Source organism: Roseateles paludis (genome assembly GCF_039872745.1).
Classification (GTDB): Bacteria; Pseudomonadota; Gammaproteobacteria; order Burkholderiales; family Burkholderiaceae_C; genus Pelomonas; species Pelomonas paludis.
Genome location: NZ_JBDPZD010000002.1, coordinates 767,375 through 785,638, shown reverse-complemented (window position 1 = coordinate 785,638; position 18,264 = coordinate 767,375). Strand labels below are relative to the sequence as shown.

Below are 18,264 nucleotides of genomic sequence, written 5' to 3'. Positions count from 1 at the left end.
AACAAAGCTTCGTATAAACACGGGGCAACCCGCTTGACGTCGTCTGATGACTGACCTTAGATTGCGAATGTTCGCGCTAACATTTTGAATGTTAATGAACAACATCACCTGTCGTCAGTTGACATCGGCGACGGGTCCTGAGGCGACTAGGAGACATCAAACATGAGCAGCACCCCCCAAGGGCGGACGCAGGCCGCCCGCCATCTCGCGCGCAACGCCCTGCGCGTGACCCTGCTGGCCACCCTCGTGAGCCAGGCCTATGCACAGCAAGCCGCCGCGCCCGCGCAGCAACTCGACACCGTCGTGGTCACGGGTATCCGGGCCTCGCTGTTGAGCTCGGCCACTGACAAGAAAAACGCCATCGAGTTCGTCGACACGATCAATGCCGAGGACATGGGCAAGTTCCCGGACCAGAACATTGCCGAGGCCATCAGCCGCATCCCCGGCCTGACCGTTTCGCGTGAAATTTCCGGTGAAGGCCTGCAGGTTCAGATTCGCGGTCTGGGCACCAGCTTCACCCGCATCCTGATGAACGGGTCACCGATTGCCTCCGCCTCCACGGGCCGCACCGATGCCCAGAGCGCCAACCGTGAAGTCGACATGGACTTCCTGCCGGGCGAGCTCTTCAACAAGGTCACCGTGTCCAAGAGCCCGACGGCGTCGATGCTAGAAGGCGGTGCTGCCGGCATCGTGGACATGCGCAGCGTGCGGCCGTTCGACAAGCGCGGCTTCCGCAGTGCCTTCCAGATGGTGGGTACCAAGAACGCGCCCGCCAAGAGCTGGGGCTCGCGTGGCTCGGCCATCGTGAGCAACACCTGGGACAACCAGTTCGGCGCCCTGGTCGGCCTCTCCTGGGCCAACAACAAGGTCAACACCTCGGGCTTCGAGACCATCGGCTGGACCAATGCCGGCCTGTCGGCCACCCAAAGCTCCAGCGCCACGCGCAACAGCACGGGCGGCGGCAACTGGACCATTCCGGGCAATGTGCCCGCCAACGCCGGCAGCGGCCTGGTGACCAACGACGTCATCAACGAAGCCTTCCTGCTGGCCAAGAACCCTGGCGCCAGCATCACCCAGATCGACAACGGCTTGATCCCCCGCCTGGGCCGCCGCATGGCGTCCGAGGGCACGCGGGACCGCCTCAATGCCGTGGTCAGCCTGGAAGCCCGCCCCAATGACGACCTCGAGCTCTACCTCGACGTCATGGCTGGCAAGAAGAAGAACAAGATCGAGCGCTCGGACATGAACTGGGTGGGCCGCTTCGGTGCCATGGTGCCGTTGAACCTCCAGTTCGACCGCAGCGACTGCGGCAACGGCTGCGTGGTCACCAAGGGCACGTTCACCAACGCCCAGTGGTTCCTGGAATATCGCCCGTACACCGAGACGACGATCTTCCAGAGCTTCAACCCCGGCCTCGTCTACCAGATCAGCGACAACCTCAAGGTTGACGCCCAGATCAACTCGACACGCAGCGACTTCCATCGCGAGTCGCCCACCGTGCTGCTCATCACCCCCGGCAGCTCGGGCGTCACGGTCGAGTACGACAACACCACTGGCACCCCGGTCATCAACACCAACATCAGCCTGAACGACCCCACCAAGTTCCAGTGGAACGGTGGCCGTCTGAACATGCAGGACGAAAAGCGCTGGGTGCGCACCGAAGGTGGCCGCTTCAACTTCACCTACGGCGACAAGAACTTCATGGTCAAGGCCGGCGCGGCCTACGACGACGTCCTGCGCCGCATCACCAGCCTGAACGGCGATGCCTACTGGGAGAACCTGGCCTGCCGCCGCAACCTGAACGTCTTCTTGCCGGCACCCAACACCACCAACGGCGCTGGCTCGGGCTGCAATGGCACCGGCACGGCGGGCGCGGCTGCTGCGTCCTACCCCGGCTACGGCACGGGCCTGACGGCCGGCGCCAGCCCGGCGTCCCTGCAGTTCCAGGGCCCGCTGATCCCGAACGGCTCGCTGCAGAACTACCTGCATGCCGACCCGCGCGGCTTCATTGGTCTCAACTGGGACAAGTTCCGCGCCGACAGCGGCTATGACCAGGCCTACGCCAACACCCAGGTCTCGACCGGTAGCACCAATACCGGCACCAACCCCGGCTTCATCCAGGAGAAGGTCACGTCCTTCTACGTGGAGACCGCCGGCCGCACCAGCCTGCTTGGCAACCGCTTTGCCTACAACCTGGGCCTGCGCCATGCGCGCACTGAGCAGGCCTTCGGCACGCTCATCAGCACCGCCGACCCGCGCAATGCGCAGCTGAACCTGGGCGATGGTGGCCGCTTCCCGAACCTCATCACCGAAGAGCTGACCCCCACCGCCTACAGCAACAACCTGCCCTCGGGCACCCTGGCCTACAACCTGCGTGACGACGTGCTGCTGCGTCTCTCGGGCTCCAAGACCATGACCCGCCCGAACCCGCAGGACCTGCGCCGCACGCAGCTGCAGTTCAGCGACCCGTCGGCCGCCCAGGCCACGCTCACCAACTCCGACCTCAAGCCCTACATCTCCAAGAACTGGGACCTGGGCCTGGAGTGGTACACCGGCCGCGAAGGCTATCTGGCCGCCGCGTTCTTCAAGAAGGACATCACGGCCTTCACCTCGACGCAGAACATCACCTACAAGTTCGGCGACCTGGCGCAGTGGAACTGGACCTACGCACAGCTGACCCAACAGCAGCGTGATGCCATCGCCGTGCGCTCCGGCTTGGCCGCAGGCCTGACCTCGCTGAATGCAGCCCAGACGGCGGCCGTCAACGCGCAGGACGTGCTGGTGTCGCAGCAGGTCAACTCCGACGCCTTGCTCAAGGTGAACGGCATGGAGCTGTCCTGGGTCCAGCCGCTGACCTTCCTGCCGGTGCAGGGCTTTGGCTTCACGGCCAACTACACCAAGGTCAAGCAGCGCGCCACCAACAACAGCGGCTTCATCGCGCTGGGCGTGCCTCCGCACACCTACAACCTGACCGCCTACTACGACGCCAAGGGCATCTCCTTCCGCGTGGCCCAGACCTTCACCAAGGGCTCGCAAGGCTCGACCCCGGGTCAGAACGGCATTGGCGCGGCGGCGATCTTCGGGACCGACTACAAGCAAGTGGACGTGTCCTCCCGCGTTGACCTGAGCCGCTTCCTGGGTTGGAAGACCGATGTGTCGATGAGCTTCGACGTCAACAACGTCACCAAGAGCATCCAGCGCGCCTACTTCCAGTTCGAGAACGCTCCTTTCACGATCTACGACCCGGGTCGCACCTACGCCGTGGGTCTGCGCGTCAAGTACTGATCCTCGACTGCTCTCCCCGGGCCTATCGCTGGATCTATCGCTGGATCTATCGCTGGGCCCTCCTGCTTGGCGCCCCTTCTCACCGAGGGGCGCCCTTTTTTTGGCCCTCGGCTACAGTGCCACGGCCCATTTTTGAAGCGACGCCACGATGCTGCACGGCCCCCAGATTCCCTTCCAGCCCAATGCCCTCATGCCTGACGGACGCGTCACCGTGCTGGACCCGCGCGGCGCTGGCTTGCGCCTCTTCCAGGGCACCGTCGAGCAGCTCTACACAGGCTGCCGCTGGGCCGAGGGGCCGGTGTGGTTTGGCGATGGCCGCTTCCTGCTCTGGAGCGACATCCCCGCCAATCGCATCCTGCGTTGGGACGAGACCAATGGCGTGGTCAGCGAGTACCGCAACCCCTCCAACCACGCCAATGGCCACACCCGTGATCACTTGGGCCGGCTCCTCAGCTGCGAGCACCTGACGCGCCGCATCACCCGCACCGAGTGGGACGGCCGCATCACCGTGCTGGCCGACCGCTACCAGGGCAAGCGCCTCAACTCCCCCAACGACATCGTCTGCCAGCGCGACGGCACGATCTGGTTCACCGACCCGGCGTTCGGCATCAGTGGCTGGTTCGAGGGCGAGCCCGCCCAGCCTGAGCTGCCCGAAAGCTTTTACCGCCTGAGCCCGGACGGCGAGCTGCGCTGCATGGACGACAGCCTGGTCGCACCAAACGGCTTGGCCTTCTCGCCCGACGAGAAGCTGCTCTATGTGATCGACAGCCGCAGCATGCCTCACCGGCAATTGCTGGCCTACGACGTGGACGGCGCCCAGATCAAGAACCGGCGCGTGCTCTACACCGCCGACGATGGCGGCCAGCTCGACGGCTTCCGGCTCGACACCGCCGGCAACCTCTGGTGCGGCTACGGCGGCAGCGAGGCCACCAACGGCGTGCGCGTGCTGGCCCCAGACGGCACGCCACTGCTGCACATCCAACTGCCCGAGCGCTGCGCCAACCTGTGCTTTGGCGGCGCGCGCAAGAATCGCCTCTTCATGGCCAGCAGCCACAGCCTTTACGCGCTGCACGTCAACGCCCAGGGGGCGCTGTGATTGCGCGCCGCAGTGTGCTGGCCGCCGGCGCGCTGCCTTTGTTGGCGGGCCGGGCCCAGGCCGCAGACCTGCTGCCTCAACCAGGCTTGCGCAATCTCTTCGCCGAGGTCCTCGGCAAGACCGACGCAGAACTCGACCAGCGCATCGGCGCGGCCTACCAGCATCTCTTCCAGGGTGGGCCCGAGCAGCGCATCGTCTTCGACGTCGCGCCCGACATGGCCTACTGCGCCGACATCAACAACCAGGACGTGCGCTCCGAAGGCATGTCCTATGCGCTGATGCTGGCCGTGCAGCTCAACCAGCAGGCGGTGTTCAACCGCCTGTGGCGCTGGGCCACGCGCTTCATGCGCCACGCAGAGGGTGAGCGACGCGGCTACTTCGCGTGGTCCTGCGCGTTTGACGGCAAGCACCTCGACCCCGGCAGCGCCAGCGACGGCGAAGCCTGGATCGCCATGGCCTTGCTGATGGCTGAGGCCCGCTGGGGCAATGGCGAGGGCGAGCTGCACTACGGCGACCAAGCCCAGGCCCTGCTGGCCGAGATGCTGCGCAAGCCGCGCACCGCGCGCGTCACGCCCATCTACGACCCACAGGAAAAGCAGATCGTTTTTGCCCCCACGCCCGAGGCTTCGGGCTTCACCGACCCGTCCTACCACCTGCCGGCCTTCACCGAGATTTGGGCGCAGCGCGCTGCCGACGCGGCCGACCGCCGCATCTGGCGCGAGGTCACGGACACCAGCCGGCGTTTCTTCAAGCGGGCCGCGCACCCGCGCACGGGGCTGATGCCCGAGTACGCCTTCTTCGATGGCAGGCCCTACACGCCCACCAACCACGGCCCCGGCAAGGCGGACTTCCGCTACGACGCCTGGCGCATCCTGGCCAATGTGGCCATCGACCACCAATGGTGGCGGGCGGATGCCGAGTGGCAGATGGCGCAAAGCCAGCGGGTGGTCGGGTTCCTGTCGGCCAACCCCAAGGGTAGCCTGTTCACGCTGGAGGGCAAGGCGCTCGACGAGGGGCGTTCACTCGGGCTTGTAGCGATGCTGGCGGTGGCCGGGCAGGGCTGCCCGGATGCGCGCCAGGCCAAGATCTGGCTCAAGCGCCTGTGGGACGCACCAATGCCCACCGGCCGCTACCGCTACTACGACGGGCTGCTGGCCCTCTTGGGCCTGCTGCAGGCCGGCGGGCGCTTCAGGCCCTGGGGCGCTGCGGTTTAACGGCGCCCTGGGGGCTACTCAGCCGTCTTGCAGTTCGGCTTGCACACCACTTCGTTGCGTCCCAGGACGCGCAGCGACTGCAGGCTGGACGGCGGGCGGTGTTTGCCGCACTTGAAGCACGACCGCGTGTGGCCACTGCCCAAAAAGGGCGAGCCCCCCACTTTGGAGGTGTAACGCAGGCCGCCCTCCCGGACTGCGGTAACGGTGTCTTTGCTCATGTTCTGGACCGGAACTGGAACCAGTCCATTGACGCACAAGGCCTGTGACAGCGCTAGCGCGCTTGCCCCGAGCCTGCGTTGCTTCGGCGCCGAAATTCAGGGCTTCCCCTGCCCCAGGCTTGAGGGGCCGGGATCTGGCGGGTAGGCGCTCTCACAATCTCACCCATGGCCAAGCTTTTCTTCCGCTACGCGGCGATGAACGCCGGCAAGTCCACGGCCTTGCTACAGGTGGCGCACAACTACGAGGAACGCGGGCACCGCGTGCTCATTTACACCGCCCGGGTGGATGACCGTTTCGGCGAGGGCTTTGTCACCTCCCGGCTCGGCCCCCAGCGTCAGGCGGCGACCTTTGACGACACGACCGATTTCCGGGCCGAAGCCGCCCGCTCGCCCGGGGTCGCCTGCATCCTGGTGGACGAAGCGCAGTTCATGACGCCGGCCCAAGTGCAGACCCTGCACGAGCTGGCCCATCTGCAGAACATTCCGGCCATCTGCTACGGCTTGCGCACCGACTTCCGGGGCGAGCTCTTCCCAGGCTCGGCCACGCTGCTGGCCCTGGCCGACGAGATGGACGAGATGAAGACCATCTGCGACTGCGGGCGCAAGGCGACCATGAACATGCGCGTGGACGCGCAGAACCGCAAGGTGACTGAGGGCGCCCAGGTCGAGATCGGCGGCAACAGCCGCTACCGCTCGGTCTGTGGCCGCTGCTTCCGCAGCAGCTGAAGCCCCGGGCCCCAAAAAGACCGGCGGGGCCGAGGCCCCGCCGTCCGTGTCCCGTGCCCGTCAGGGCTGGCGTTTTATTTCTTGGCGGCGAGCTGGGCTTCCAGCTCCTTGCAAGAGGGCGCGCAGACGGGCTGTGACTTGCCAAGCAGCTTCTTGGACTTGAGCATGGCCCGGGGGCGGTGCTTGCCACACAGGAAGCACGACATCGTGGCAGCGCCGAAGGAAGAGGTGGCAGCGAAGGGCGAACCCGGAGCTTTGGAGCGGTAACGCAGACCATCCGCTTCGATGGTGGTCTTGGTGGTTTCTTTGGCCACGCTGGTCCTGTCGAAGAGTTGTGGGGAGGGCGGCAGGGGCAGTGCCGCGAGCACGGTATTTTCCCACGATGTGGCAGGTCCCCCGCCCTAGGGCTTTCAGCGACCCTGAAATCCGGGTGTTCGCTGGGCTTTCCAGGCGTCGGCGCCCTCGGCGAGATCCTCGGATTGCAGCGACCGTGCGATGTCTGCGGCCAGTGGCTGGCTGTCGAGTTGGCGCCGGGCCAGGGCGTTGAGGTGCTGCTTCATGGGCAGCAGGGCCAGGGGCGCAAAGCCGGCCAGGCGTTCGCTCAGGGCCTCGCAGTGGGTGGCGGGCGTGTCGCTCAGATCGGTGAGGAAACCGCAGGCCAGCATCTGGGCAGCCGAGAAGGGCTCCGCCGCCAGCAGCAGGCGCTTGGCCGCCTGCAAACCCAGCCGCTGCACGCAGCGCTGCATGGCGCCGCCGTAGTAGTGCAGGCCCAGGCGCACGGCTGGGACGAACATCTCGCAGGCCGGGCTGCCGATGCGGAAGTCGCAGGCCAGGGCCAGGTCGGTGCCGCCACCATAGACACCGCCCTCCAGGCAGCAGAGGGTGATGGTGCGGGTGCGCTCCAGCCGGTCCGCCAGGGCCTCGAACTGGGCACCTGGGTCCACCTGCCCTGACAGCTCCCGCAGGTCGAAGCCGGCGCAGAAGCTGCGCCCAACCGCCTGCAGCACCAGCACGCGGACCTGTGCCGCCTGCTCGACCGTGTCGAGGTGCGCCTGCAGCACGGCCAGGTCAGCCAGGCTGAGCCGGTTGGCGGCCTCCGGGCGGTGCAGGGTGATCCGGGCGATGGCGCCGGTCAGGTCGAGCTGTGGGGGCAGGCTGGGCAGGGCAGGGGGCGGCATCCGTCAGGGGGCTTCAGCGGGGCTTGCGGCGGATGGTGCGGCCAGCGCGCTCATAGGCCTGGTTGATCTGGGCGTAGGCGGCTTCGCGTTCGCTCTGGATCAGGTCCCTCAGGCAGCCGCTGAGGCCCTGGCGCAGGCTGGCGTCCTGGTGCAGCAGGATCTCGGCGACCAGGCCCCAGTCGATGTCCAGGTCAGCCACCCAGAGCGGCGCGTCGGGCGGCACCGTGGCAAGCATGGCGGCCTGGGCCAGCGGGGCGTCGTCGGCCTCGACCAGGCCGACCTGGGCCGGCCAGCGGCCTAGCAAGGGCGACTCCAGACGCTGCGGTGGCCAAATTGCGAACAGCCAGGCCGCAGCGCGGTTTTCAACCAAGGGGCCCTGGGCGGTCTGAACGACCTCGGCCGAGACCTCGGCGATCTTGCGCAGCCGGCCGGTCCAGGCGCGGGGTTGCCAGCGGGCCAGCAGGCGTGGGTCGCTGGCAGGCCTCAGGGCCGGCGGGCGGGCTTGCTCGGCGGCGCGGGTCAGGCTGGCTTGGATCTCGGCCCAGGCGGGCTGAGGCGGCGGCGGGCTGGCCGGCAGCTCCACGTCCTGCACGTCCTGCATGGCGTAGCCCCGATCACGCAGGCGCTGCAGGCGTTCGGCGCTGAGCGATGGTGTCAGGCTGGCCAGGCCGGTGACGAGGGGCGCCTCGTCCGGCGCCTTCACGGGCGCACGCCAGCCGTCGAGAAATCGCGTCGGATCGGCTTGGGGCTCGGAGTCGCGCATTCGTCAATTGTGCGGCGTAAGCTCGCCATTTCTGCTTCAAAGTCGATGCGCCATGGCCCTCTCACGTCGCAACCTTGCCCTCCGCGTTGTCGCTTCACTGGCGGCCGTGCTGGTCTCCGGCTGTTCGCAGCTGGCGCCTGCAGAAGGCCTTGCCCCTGCCAAGCCCAAGCTGATGGTGCTGCTGGTGGTGGACGGCCTGCCCATGCGCCAGATCACCCAGGTCCGCGATCAATTGGCGTCGGACGGCTTTGCGCGCTTCCTGGACCGTGGGCAGTGGTTCTCGGAGGCGCACTATGGCCACGGCCACACCGTCACTGCAGCGGGCCACGCCGTGATGCTGACCGGGGCCTACCCGCAGCGCACCGGCATCATCAGCAACGAGTGGCGAGACCTCAAGACCGGCGAGCAGGTCTACTGCACGCAAGACCCGGCGCACACCTACATCGACAGCCCAACGCCACGGCTGGCCGGCACCAGCCCGCGCAATCTCAAGGTCGAGACCCTGGGCGACGTGCTGCGCCGCCTCGACCCCGAGGCCAAGGTGATTGGCATCTCCGGCAAGGATCGTGGCGCCATCCTGCCCGCCGGCCACAAGGGCACGGCCTATATGTACATGGCCGAAACCGGGCGCTTTGCGTCCAGCACCTATTACATGGCCCAGCACCCGGCCTGGGTCACCGCTTTCAATGCTGGCAAGCCGGCCGATGCCTTCTTCAAGAAGACCTGGGCGCCGCTACTGCCCGAGGCGGCCTACGCGCGTTCGGTGCCTGATGGCCAGACCTGGCAGGTCGCCACGGGCAATGGTAATCGGCTGCCGGCCGTCGTGGGCGACCAGATGGACGCACCGGGCCCGCGCTTCTACGGCAACCTGTTGGCCAGCCCCTTTGGTGATGAGCTGACCCTGGCCTTTGCCCGCGCGGCCATCGAAGCCGAGCGCCTGGGCCAGCGCGGCCACACCGACATCCTGTCGGTCAGCCTCTCCAGCCATGACTACGTCAACCACGCGATGGGCCCCGAGTCGCGCCTCTCGCATGACCACCTGCTGCACCTGGACCGACATCTGCAGCGCTTTTTCGAATACCTCGACCGCACCATCGGCCGCGATGCCTATGTGATGGCGCTGACGGCAGATCATGGCTTTGCGGACACCCCAGAGTGGGCGCAGAGCCAAGGGCGCCAGGCCGGGCGGCTGGCGGCGGGGCCTGCGCTGGCCAGCGTCAATGCGGCGCTCCTGCAGCGCTTTGGCGTGCCCAAGCTGGCACGCGATTTCTCGGCCTCCGGCCTGCTGCTGGACGACGCGAGCATTGCATCGCGTGGCTTGCCGCGTGCCGACGTTGAGCGCCTGGCCAAGGAGGAGTTGCTGAAGCTGCCTGGCGTGCTGGCGGTGTTTGATGAGCAGCAGATGCGCTCCGGCGACGCGGACAAAACGCCGTACCTGGCGGCGATGCGCAAGAGCTGGGACCCTGAGCGGGCGCCAGGCTTGCAGTACGTGATGCAGCCGGGATGGTTCCTCAGCTCTCGCCCTGGCGGCAGCACCCATGGCTCGCCGCATGTCTACGACACCCATGTGCCCCTGCTGTTCTGGGGGCGCGGCATCAGTGCCTTGGGAGCGCGCCCAGAGCGCGTCGAAATCGCGGACCTCGCGCCGACGCTGGCTGGCCTGCTGGCACTGCCGGCGCCCGCTCAGGCCCAGGGGCGCAACCTGCAGCTTCGATAGACCGCGCCGGGCTGGGGGTGGCCGCTCAGGCCGCGCCTTCGTCCGGTGCCGGAGCGGCCGACATGCGCGCCATCCAGGCCTTGCGGACCAGGTGTGGCACCAGCAGATGCAGTGGCATGCGGATCAGGTGTGACCGCAGGTAGAGCGCCCTGCGCGCGCAGCGGGACAGCAGGGTGTCGCAGTCCGGGTGCTGAGGGCGCAGTGCCAGGGCCAAGAGACTCTGCATGACCTGACGGCGCGGCCAGTGCGGCTGGAAGGCTTTCAAGGGCTCGGTCAGGTCAGCGGGCGGCACGATGCCGAGCAGTTGCTGGCGCTGCGTCAGCAGCACGCTCAGGGGTTCGCCCAGGGACAACTCTTCGGCCCGGGCGACGAGCGTTGGCCAGAAGGATGGGTCTCGCCCAAAGTCGAGCAGCAGTTCGTGCAGGTCGAGCAGGTCGCGCATGCCGTGGTCGAACTCGCCTTCCTGGTAGAGGTGGACGGCGCTGTGAAGCACCATGTCCTCGGGGGCGAGCACATGAAAGCCGCTGTCGCCCAAAGGCCGCGCACGGGCCAGCAGCGAACGGCCATCCACCTTGAAGCGGGACGTGGGCGGGCTGATGGTGTGATGCAGGTCCAGCACCGTGCCGCGCTGCACATGCTCCAGCGGCGGGATCTCGTGCATCCATTGCCGGTAGTAGCGCTGGTTGTAGGCGTCGCGCTCCTGGCTGATCCAGCCGCCGCCCAGCAAGGCGCTCTCCGCCTGTTCCAGCGAGCCTTCTGCGACCATTAAGTCGATGTCTGAGAACACCCGCCCGCGGGCCGCCGGCAACTCCGCTGCCAGATAGGCCGCACCCTTGAGCAAGACGATCGGGCCTGGCACGCCCTTCATCGAACGGCGCACCTGGTCCAGCTCGAACAGCACATCCTGCCGATGCCGATGCACGACGCGCAAAGCGCCTTGCAGAAAGTCGCGCTGCGGCGATGGCACGGCATCCAGCCCCCCCGGCATCTCGCTGAGCTTTAGAGCCAAGCGCGCCGTGAGACGGCCCCGGCGTGCCTGGCCCATGGCTGCTTCCCAGGCCCGGTCTTGCCAATCAGGCCGCTGCTCGGGCCGGGCCCAGAACGGGGTCAGGAGATCAGCCACCGGTGATCTCCCCCGCCCGGCCGGCAGCGATGGCATCGAAGACGCCGATGGCGTCGTCCAACTGGCTGTAGCTGAACTCGAAACACTCGCAGCCCTCGACCAGCCGCCCCAGCGCCTCAAAGCCGACCCGGCCGAGCAGGGTGTAGTTGAAGGCATTGGTGGCCAGGGTCATCAGGGTCTGGGCCCGGCCCACCGGTTGCAGGCGAGCCGGTGCCTTGGCCACGTAGCGCGGCACCACCACCCAGCGTGGTTGGGCTGGTTCCAGCATGCGCGCCACGTGTTCGCGTGGGGCTCTGACATGCGTGACCGAGCCCTTGGTGGTGCCATGGGTCGTGGGGGTGAACACGGCACCCGGTGCGAACGCGCGGATGATCTCGATGGAGGCGTTTTTGAGGCTGATCGGCCGCGCAGCAGGCGAGATCCGGCCATCTTGCAACGACACCAAGGCCACCTCGTCGGACAGCAGCCGCCACCCCCGATGCACAAGGGCCGCGCACAGCGTGCTCTTGCCTGACCCTGGCGGTGCGGGCAGCACCACCGCCATCCCGTCGCGCTCGATGACGGCGGAGTGCAGCATCAGGTAGTGGTGGGCGCGCGTGGACACGCACCAATTCATCGCCCACTCCAGCTGCGGGTAGGCGTGCCCCAACGGCAGAGGCTCAAAAGGGTAGAAGCCGTCGGTGCTGAAACGCACCTGGGGGCGCCACCAGCGATGCAGGCCAGCGCCCGGCTCCATCTTCAAGGAGAAGTCGGCAAACGCGTCGGCGGGTGCGAGCGGGTAGTCCGCATACATCAGCCGCAGGCCGTTGGCGATCAGGTCCAGCGGCGACTGGATCCGGTAGCGGAACGCCCCGCAATGGATGACGAGATCACCGGACCGCAGCTGGTGGGCCAGCGCCTGCTGACCAAGGGACGCGACGGTGTTCACGGCGCCGATTCCACCAGACCCAGCGAGTTCAGAAAGCTCAAGGCGTCGTGGATTTGGGGCTGAAGTGTTGGGCGGTGCGGATTCCCGAGATCCTCGAACACTTGCTGTTCGATCTCTTCGCCCGTCTGGCAGCCACTCTCCAGCGCCATCAGGGTGCCGGCAAGCACCGGGTCTGCGATCAAGGTCTGAGACGATCCCTCGTCAAAGACACACCAGGCTCCGTCAAAGTGGAGCCAATGGAGCGATGTTTGCCGGCTGAGGCGCCACTGCATCACGCGAAACAGCCCGGGCGGGCGATCAAGGCGCTCGGCGCAGCCTTAGGCCGTCTGCGTGGAAATGCGCTTGAAGAGCGCCAAGGCACTAGCGCGCTTGTTTGTGTCACCCCAGAACGACTGCACGTCCGTGTGGCTGTACGGAAAGCACTTGCCGGACAACGGCGCGCCGTAGAAGTTCAGACCGTTCAAATAGGCGCAGATGTAGCCGGCTTCATCACTGCCGGATGCGTTCACCAGCACCCAGATCAGGCTCCTGTTGGTGTAGGTCGAGTTGCAATTCGAGAGCAGCGTGCCGCACTTGGTCGTATAGCCACAGTTCCAAGTCTTGACCGGCACCATGGCGTTGTTGGCTGACCAATAGCTGAGCGCCTTGCCGCAGGCAGGAATCTTGGTGACATTGGTCGCGAACGAATGAGCGGCAGATTGCACGCCCGAAACCGTGCAATTCGTCTCCTTGGCGCCGCCCACGCTGCTGGGGCAGGTCAAGACTGTCGTGCCGGACGGAATCGTGGCCAGCGCGCCGATGGGCTGCAAAGCCGCCACGGCGGCGCCCGTTGAGGCAGCGCCCTTCAGCAGCAGACGACGACGGTTCAGGTCCTTCACAGTCGATGCGGCAGGAATGGCCTCGAGGGGCTGACCCGGTGCAGAGCTATCGGAACTGGTTTCTAGATTGTTCATGGATTCCGCCTCGCCTCACTGAGAGGCCAATGCAACTCGCGCCATCAAAGCTAGGCGTCTTTTCTGGGATGCGTGCACAACTCCAGGCGGGACGCGTGCCCAGTCAGTGACAAACACTGCCACAGGCCCACGGGCCTAGGACTGACTTTGATGGCACGCCTATTTGAACTCAACTTTGTGACGAACGTCGTTCCGAGCACCCCCGGCTCAGGGGTGCTCGGCGGCCCTCAGGCGGAGCGTCGGCTGAGCCAGGCGAGCGGGGAGGCGTCGGGCACCGGCCGGGCTGACCGAGATTCCAGCGCATGGGTGGTCGTCGCCGAGCGATATTCCTCGGGGTAGGCCTCCAGGCTCGCCTCCATGCCGAAGCAGGTGCCCAGGTCGGCGGGGTCGGGCTGGGCGCGCGCCGTGCTTTCGCGGCGGAAAAAGCGGAGCTTTGGTGTGAATCGCATGGCCGACCTCGACTTCAGTGGGACCGCATATATCGCATGCGGTGGGCATGGCTGAAGTGTGCAGTGGGACCCCGAAAACCGTCCCTTGAACTGTTAGGAAATATTGCCTCTTGCGCGCAATCTGCACAGGATGAAATGGCCGTTTCCCCTATGAGGAATGGGCGGCGCGAGGTGCGGGCACTCATTCATGGGGCCGTTGTGCGTTTGCAAATCTTTTCTACGCGTCCCTATGGCGTGGGATGAGTAGAGCGGCCTGGATTGTCTAATCTGTCACACCTGTTTTGAACCCGCGCCTGTGTGCGGCGTCCGCATGAATGCAGTCTTTTTGCGATGGTTGGCCAGCGGCACCATCGCCAGTGTTTTCCTGTTCAGTATCTGGCTCGCCTATTCGGCTCAAACCGCACCCTTGGCGTCGAATCTGGTGGCGGCAGCGCCTGCCGCGTCCGCCGTGCGCCGCTAGCGGCCCCTCCCGCGGCTTTTTCGGCCGGGCGCTGGTAAGAACGCGTCAACCCAGCTACAAGCAAGCCTCTCGTCCATTGGAGATGCGGCGTGCGAGTGGTCGTGTTGGGTGCGGGGATTCTTGGGGTGTCGACCGCCTGGTTTCTAGCGCAGGCGGGGCATGCCGTGGTGGTGGTGGATCGCCAGGATGCGCCGGCCCTCGAGACGAGTTTTGCCAACGGGGCGCAGATTTCGGTCAGCTTCTGCGAGCCCTGGGCCAGTCCGACGGCGCCTTGGAAGGTCGCCAAATGGTTGCTGCGGGCCGATGCACCGCTGCTCTTTCGCCCGCAACTGGATTGGCGGCAATGGGAGTGGGGCCTGCGTTTCCTGGGCGAGTGCTCAGCCACGGCCTTTGAGCGCAATGTGCGCCAGTTGGTGGCATTGGGGCGCTATTCGCAGCAGACGCTGCAGCAACTGGTGGCGCAAACCGGCATCGAGTACGACCGCCTGGCGTGCGGGATCCTGCATTTCTGCTCCAGCCAGAAGGAGCTTGATCAAGGCGCACACGCGGCGGCCTTGATGCGCCGGTATGGCGTGGATCGCCAGGTACTGGATCGCCGCCAGGTGCTGGCCATCGAGCCAGCGCTGGCGGGTTTTGCAGGCCTGGCCGGGGGCACGTTCACGCCCAGCGACGAGTCGGGCGATGCCTGTCGCTTCACGCAGGCCTTGGCGCAGCGCTGTGAGGCCCTGGGCGTGCAGTTCCGATTTGGCTGCGAGGTGCTGGGGCTGGAGCGGGACGGCGAGCGCGTCGCCGCTGTTCGGGTGCGGCACCGGGCGGGGCCCGAGGCTACGCGGCTGACGGCGGACGCCTTTGTGGCCGCACTGGGTGCGTACACGCCGGCCCTGCTGCGGCCCTTGGGCGAGCGCTTGCAGATCTACCCGGCGAAAGGCTATTCGGCCACCTTGCGGCTGCTGGCGCCGGAGCGGGCCAGCGTGGTGAGCCTGCTGGATGACAGCCACAAACTCGCCATTTCGCGCTTGGGGGATCGCATCCGCGTGGCGGGCACGGCCGAGCTGAACGGCTACGACACCAGCCTCGACACGCACACGGCGCATGTGCGCTGCCAGGCTCTGCTACGCCGCTATGAGGCCTTGTTTCCTGGCGTCGCCGATTGCAGCGAGCCGAACTTCTGGACGGGTCTGCGGCCGAGCACGCCGTCCAACAGGCCCTACATCGGCCGCAGCCGGGTGGCGCGGAACCTATGGCTCAACAGCGGCCACGGCACGCTGGGTTGGACGCACGGCGCAGGCTCGGGGCGTGCGCTCGCGGAGCTGATGTCGGGTCGCCAGCCGGAGCTGGCGTTCGACTTCTACGGCGGCGTTGTCAGAGGCTCTTGAGCAGCGCGGCCACCTGGGGCTGCATGGGGAACTGGGGGCCCAGCTTGGCCAGGGCCTCAAGTTCCTGCCGGGCGGCGTCCTTCTTGCCAGCGGCGATCAGCACTTGGGCCAAGGTGACCTTGTAGGCCGGTTGGTCTGGCGTGTCGCTGATCAACTGGCGTTGCAGGTTGATGGCCTTGTCGTACTGCTTGTCGGTGGCGAGCACGGTGGCATAGGTGTCGCGCAGCGGCGCATAGGAGGGCTTGAGCTTGAGCCCGCGCTCGGCCAGTTCAGCGGCACCCGCCTTGCCCGTCTTGGCGCGCAGCCAGGCGACGTTGTTGATGAAGGGCAGGCTGTCCGGGTTGCGCTTCAGGAAGTTTTCGTAGCGGCCGAGCGCGCCTTCTAAGTCGCCCTGGGCCAGCAGCACATCGGCCACGCCGCCGGCAAAGGCGTTGTCGGCAGGGTGGGCGTTCAGCCACTGCGTCTCGAAAGCCAGGGCCTCGTCGCGCTTCTTCATGCTGAGCAGCATGGAGAACAGGCGCACCGGGGCGTCTTGCGGGTCGGTGGTGGCCACGGCCTTCTTGAGCAGGCCGAGTGCCAGCTCGGGATGCTGGCGCCGCAGTTCGATGTCGGCTTCGGCGATGTAGGCGAAGCCTTCGTTGGGGCGGTCCTTCTGGCGCTGGCGCATCTGGGCCTGGGCTTGGTCGAGGCGGCCCTGACGGACGGCGATCTGGATGGACAGCCGCTGCGCGATGACGGAGTTGGGTTCGGCGTCCAGCGCCCGCTTGATCTCGCGCTCGGCCCCGGGGATGTCCTGCTCCATGAAGCGGATCTGCGCCAGGCCGAGATAGCCTGACGCCTTGTTCGGGGCCAGCGAAGTGAGCTTGGAATAGGACTTGAGCGCCTGACTCTTGTCATTGCTCGCAAGCTGGGTGCGGGCCAGACGCTCCAGCAGATCGGGGCTGTTGGGCAGCGCCGCAGCGGCTTCCTGCGCAGCTTGCGCGGCGCCGGCGGTGTCGTTGAGCATCAGGCGGTGGTCGATCAAGGCCACGCGCAGCGCCGGCTCGTTGGGCTCCAGCCGGACGCCTTCGGTCAGCACGGTGGTGATGCGTTCGGGTTCAGCCTTGGACCCAAACAGCAATTCGGCCAGCGCCAGGCGCGCCATGGCCGATTGCGACTGCTGACCCACGAAGGCCTCCAGGCGCTTGATGGCGTCCTCGACGCGGCCATCGCGTTGGTCCAGTGCCGCCAGCCCGAGCACGGCCGGCAGGTACTTGGGGTCAGCTTTGCTGGCCGCCTCGAAGGAGGCGCGTGCCTGCTTGAAGTCCTTTTGCGCCAGTTGCACGCGGCCACGCAGGTTGAAGGGCTCGGGGCTGTTGGGCGTCTTGGCCTGGAGCTTGTCGATGGCGGCCATCGCGGCGGGCAGATCACGGCGGCGCAGCTGGGCGTTGACGAGCAGCATGTCGTAGGCGCTGCCGGTATCCTTTGCGGCCAACTCGCGCAACTGGGCCACGGCAGCATCGACCTTGGCCTTGTTCGAGTCGCCGTCACGCACCAGTGTCGACAGCGCCAGCGCCGCCTGCAGGCGCGGGTCTTCCGGGCGCAACTTGGAGGCCTGCGCAAAGGCGTTGTCTGCCACAGCGAAGTTGCCTTGAGCCATCTGGGCCCGGCCATAGATCAGCAGGGTGTCGGCATCGACCTTGCCGGAATCGATGACCGCCTTGAGCGTGTCAAGCGCGCGGGCCGGCTGGCGTGCCTGCAACTGCAGATTGGCGTATTGACGACGCAGGCTCCGGTCCTCCGGCAACTGCTTGAGGGCCTGCCCCAACATGTTCTCGGCGTCCGGGATCTGGCCCAGTTGCTGGTAAGCCCCCGCCAGCAAGCGCAGCAGCGGCACGTAATTGGGCATCACCTTGAGCAGCGGCTGGCCGAGTTCGCGCGCCTTGGCGGCATCGCCCTTGGCCAGCGCCAGCTGTGCCTGCAGGAAGTGGCCCTGCGGGCGCTTGGTCATCTTTTCGGGCATGGACTCGACCAATTTGGTCGCGTCATCGATGCGGTTCTTGGCCAGGGCCTCGCGCAGCAGCAGGCTGCGGGCCTCGTAGACATTGGGGTCCAGTTGCAGGATGCGTTGCAGCAGGTCGATGACCTCCTCGTTCCGCCCCAGGCTGGCGAGGATTTCGGCCTTGAGTTGCAGCGCCTTGACGCTCTTGGCCTCCCGCGCGAGCAGCTCGTCCAGCAGGCTCAGCGCCTCGTCACGCGACCCGGCTGCGGCACGGACGCGAGCATTGACCAGCACCGATGTCTCCGTCCCCGGTGCAGATTGCTGCGCCTTGGTGGCGGCCGCCTTGGCCTCCAGCAAATTGCCTTGCTGCAGGTAGGCCATCGCCAGCGAGCCCTGCAACTTGGCCGTGGCCTCGGGCTCGGCCAAGCTTCGGTCGGCCAACTCGCCAATCAACTTTTTCCCCTGGCCGCTCTCCAGCAAGGCCTGCGCCAACAGCGGCGCCACCTGGCTTGGCGATGCCCCCAGGTCCTGCGCGCGACGCAATTCGATCTCCGCGCCCGCCAGGTCGCCGGCGTCCAGCAGCGCCTTGCCCAGAAGTTGCCGGGCCTGCGCGTTGTCAGGGCTGCGCTGCAACAGGTTCTTCAGCTCGATCGACGCGCCGCCCGGGTCGTTGGCCTGCATGCGTTGAGCGGCTGCGGCCAGGAGTTCTTCGTCGCTACGGCCGCTGCAGGCGGCGAGGGCCGCACAAACCATCCAAGATATGAGGCGCGTCTTCATGGGGGCTCCGGAAATTCGCG

General features: G+C 66.8%; 17 protein-coding genes. 7 read left to right on the top strand and 10 right to left on the bottom strand.

Annotated features, from left to right (window positions below):
- The first annotated feature begins 162 nt into the window (after positions 1–162).
- The 3 genes from ABDJ85_RS09605 to ABDJ85_RS09595 all read left to right on the top strand — a co-directional run bounded on the left by ABDJ85_RS09605 (position 163) and on the right by ABDJ85_RS09595 (position 5,595).
- Positions 163–3,285: a TonB-dependent receptor gene (locus tag ABDJ85_RS09605; RefSeq protein ID WP_347704535.1), complete on the top strand. Its 3,123-nt coding sequence runs from the start codon at positions 163–165 to the stop codon at positions 3,283–3,285.
- A gap of 190 nt (positions 3,286–3,475) precedes the next feature.
- Complete coding sequence (locus ABDJ85_RS09600; RefSeq protein WP_347704534.1) at positions 3,476–4,381, top strand: SMP-30/gluconolactonase/LRE family protein; 906 nt, start codon at positions 3,476–3,478, stop codon at positions 4,379–4,381.
- A complete protein-coding gene (locus ABDJ85_RS09595; protein ID WP_347704533.1) occupies positions 4,378–5,595 on the top strand; it encodes a family 8 glycosyl hydrolase in 1,218 nt (405 codons plus the stop codon). Before ABDJ85_RS09600 ends, ABDJ85_RS09595 begins: the two co-directional genes overlap by 4 nt.
- 14 nt (positions 5,596–5,609) lie before the next feature.
- Here ABDJ85_RS09595 and ABDJ85_RS09590 read toward each other — a convergent pair whose 3' ends face one another.
- Entirely contained in the window at positions 5,610–5,813 is a 204-nt protein-coding gene (locus ABDJ85_RS09590; RefSeq protein ID WP_347704532.1) for a hypothetical protein, read from the bottom strand.
- Between the two features lie 165 nt (positions 5,814–5,978).
- Between ABDJ85_RS09590 and ABDJ85_RS09585 the strand changes: the two genes are divergently transcribed.
- On the top strand, positions 5,979–6,539 hold the full coding sequence (locus ABDJ85_RS09585) for a thymidine kinase (RefSeq protein ID WP_347704531.1): 561 nt from the start codon (positions 5,979–5,981) through the stop codon (positions 6,537–6,539).
- A 74-nt stretch (positions 6,540–6,613) separates the two neighbouring features.
- Here the strand turns inward: ABDJ85_RS09585 and ABDJ85_RS09580 are convergent, their stop codons facing one another.
- The 3 genes from ABDJ85_RS09580 to ABDJ85_RS09570 all read right to left on the bottom strand — a co-directional run bounded on the left by ABDJ85_RS09580 (position 6,614) and on the right by ABDJ85_RS09570 (position 8,480).
- Positions 6,614–6,853, bottom strand: a complete 240-nt coding sequence (locus ABDJ85_RS09580) for a hypothetical protein (protein WP_347704530.1) — start codon at positions 6,851–6,853, stop codon at positions 6,614–6,616.
- Between the two features lie 96 nt (positions 6,854–6,949).
- Positions 6,950–7,717: an enoyl-CoA hydratase/isomerase family protein gene (locus tag ABDJ85_RS09575; protein WP_347704529.1), complete on the bottom strand. Its 768-nt coding sequence runs from the start codon at positions 7,715–7,717 to the stop codon at positions 6,950–6,952.
- A 13-nt stretch (positions 7,718–7,730) separates the two neighbouring features.
- Positions 7,731–8,480 (bottom strand): hypothetical protein, encoded by a 750-nt coding sequence (locus tag ABDJ85_RS09570; protein ID WP_347704528.1) that lies wholly within the window; start codon positions 8,478–8,480, stop codon positions 7,731–7,733.
- Between the two features lie 52 nt (positions 8,481–8,532).
- On the opposite strand from ABDJ85_RS09570, the gene ABDJ85_RS09565 reads away from it, so the two are divergent.
- A complete protein-coding gene (locus ABDJ85_RS09565) occupies positions 8,533–10,197 on the top strand; it encodes an alkaline phosphatase family protein (protein ID WP_347704527.1) in 1,665 nt (554 codons plus the stop codon).
- Positions 10,198–10,222: 25 nt separating this feature from the next.
- On the opposite strand, the gene ABDJ85_RS09560 is transcribed toward ABDJ85_RS09565, so the two are convergent.
- The 5 genes from ABDJ85_RS09560 to ABDJ85_RS09540 all read right to left on the bottom strand — a co-directional run bounded on the left by ABDJ85_RS09560 (position 10,223) and on the right by ABDJ85_RS09540 (position 13,650).
- The gene (locus ABDJ85_RS09560) at positions 10,223–11,320 is read right to left on the bottom strand and encodes a nucleotidyltransferase domain-containing protein (protein ID WP_347704526.1); all 1,098 of its coding nucleotides are present in this window, start codon (positions 11,318–11,320) and stop codon (positions 10,223–10,225) included.
- Positions 11,313–12,248, bottom strand: a complete 936-nt coding sequence (locus tag ABDJ85_RS09555; protein ID WP_347704525.1) for an HprK-related kinase A — start codon at positions 12,246–12,248, stop codon at positions 11,313–11,315. Before ABDJ85_RS09555 ends, ABDJ85_RS09560 begins: the two co-directional genes overlap by 8 nt.
- Positions 12,245–12,430 carry a hypothetical protein gene (locus tag ABDJ85_RS09550; protein ID WP_347704524.1) on the bottom strand — a complete coding sequence of 62 codons (186 nt, stop codon included), beginning with the start codon at positions 12,428–12,430 and terminating at the stop codon, positions 12,245–12,247. Before ABDJ85_RS09550 ends, ABDJ85_RS09555 begins: the two co-directional genes overlap by 4 nt.
- Positions 12,431–12,565: 135 nt before the next feature.
- Positions 12,566–13,201: a hypothetical protein gene (locus ABDJ85_RS09545; RefSeq protein WP_347704523.1), complete on the bottom strand. Its 636-nt coding sequence runs from the start codon at positions 13,199–13,201 to the stop codon at positions 12,566–12,568.
- A gap of 227 nt (positions 13,202–13,428) precedes the next feature.
- Entirely contained in the window at positions 13,429–13,650 is a 222-nt protein-coding gene (locus tag ABDJ85_RS09540) for a hypothetical protein (protein WP_347704522.1), read from the bottom strand.
- Positions 13,651–13,960: 310 nt separating this feature from the next.
- Between ABDJ85_RS09540 and ABDJ85_RS09535 the strand changes: the two genes are divergently transcribed.
- A complete protein-coding gene (locus ABDJ85_RS09535; protein ID WP_347704521.1) occupies positions 13,961–14,110 on the top strand; it encodes a hypothetical protein in 150 nt (49 codons plus the stop codon).
- Positions 14,111–14,199: 89 nt separating this feature from the next.
- Positions 14,200–15,486: a D-amino acid dehydrogenase gene (locus ABDJ85_RS09530; protein ID WP_347704520.1), complete on the top strand. Its 1,287-nt coding sequence runs from the start codon at positions 14,200–14,202 to the stop codon at positions 15,484–15,486.
- On the opposite strand, the gene prsT is transcribed toward ABDJ85_RS09530, so the two are convergent.
- Positions 15,473–18,244 carry an XrtA/PEP-CTERM system TPR-repeat protein PrsT gene (gene prsT, locus ABDJ85_RS09525; RefSeq protein WP_347704519.1) on the bottom strand — a complete coding sequence of 924 codons (2,772 nt, stop codon included), beginning with the start codon at positions 18,242–18,244 and terminating at the stop codon, positions 15,473–15,475. The two genes, ABDJ85_RS09530 and prsT, sit on opposite strands and share 14 nt — an antisense overlap.
- Positions 18,245–18,264 lie beyond the last annotated feature (20 nt).

Coding starts and splice junctions, on each gene's coding strand:
- prsT (WP_347704519.1), bottom strand. CDS start 18,244: ATGAAGACGCGCCTCATATCTTGGATGGTTTGTGCGGCCCTCGCCGCC.
- ABDJ85_RS09575 (WP_347704529.1), bottom strand. CDS start 7,717: ATGCCGCCCCCTGCCCTGCCCAGCCTGCCCCCACAGCTCGACCTGACC.
- ABDJ85_RS09540 (WP_347704522.1), bottom strand. CDS start 13,650: ATGCGATTCACACCAAAGCTCCGCTTTTTCCGCCGCGAAAGCACGGCG.
- ABDJ85_RS09545 (WP_347704523.1), bottom strand. CDS start 13,201: ATGAACAATCTAGAAACCAGTTCCGATAGCTCTGCACCGGGTCAGCCC.
- ABDJ85_RS09585 (WP_347704531.1), top strand. CDS start 5,979: ATGGCCAAGCTTTTCTTCCGCTACGCGGCGATGAACGCCGGCAAGTCC.
- ABDJ85_RS09600 (WP_347704534.1), top strand. CDS start 3,476: ATGCCTGACGGACGCGTCACCGTGCTGGACCCGCGCGGCGCTGGCTTG.
- ABDJ85_RS09590 (WP_347704532.1), bottom strand. CDS start 5,813: ATGAGCAAAGACACCGTTACCGCAGTCCGGGAGGGCGGCCTGCGTTAC.
- ABDJ85_RS09565 (WP_347704527.1), top strand. CDS start 8,533: ATGGCCCTCTCACGTCGCAACCTTGCCCTCCGCGTTGTCGCTTCACTG.
- ABDJ85_RS09605 (WP_347704535.1), top strand. CDS start 163: ATGAGCAGCACCCCCCAAGGGCGGACGCAGGCCGCCCGCCATCTCGCG.
- ABDJ85_RS09570 (WP_347704528.1), bottom strand. CDS start 8,480: ATGCGCGACTCCGAGCCCCAAGCCGATCCGACGCGATTTCTCGACGGC.
- ABDJ85_RS09535 (WP_347704521.1), top strand. CDS start 13,961: ATGAATGCAGTCTTTTTGCGATGGTTGGCCAGCGGCACCATCGCCAGT.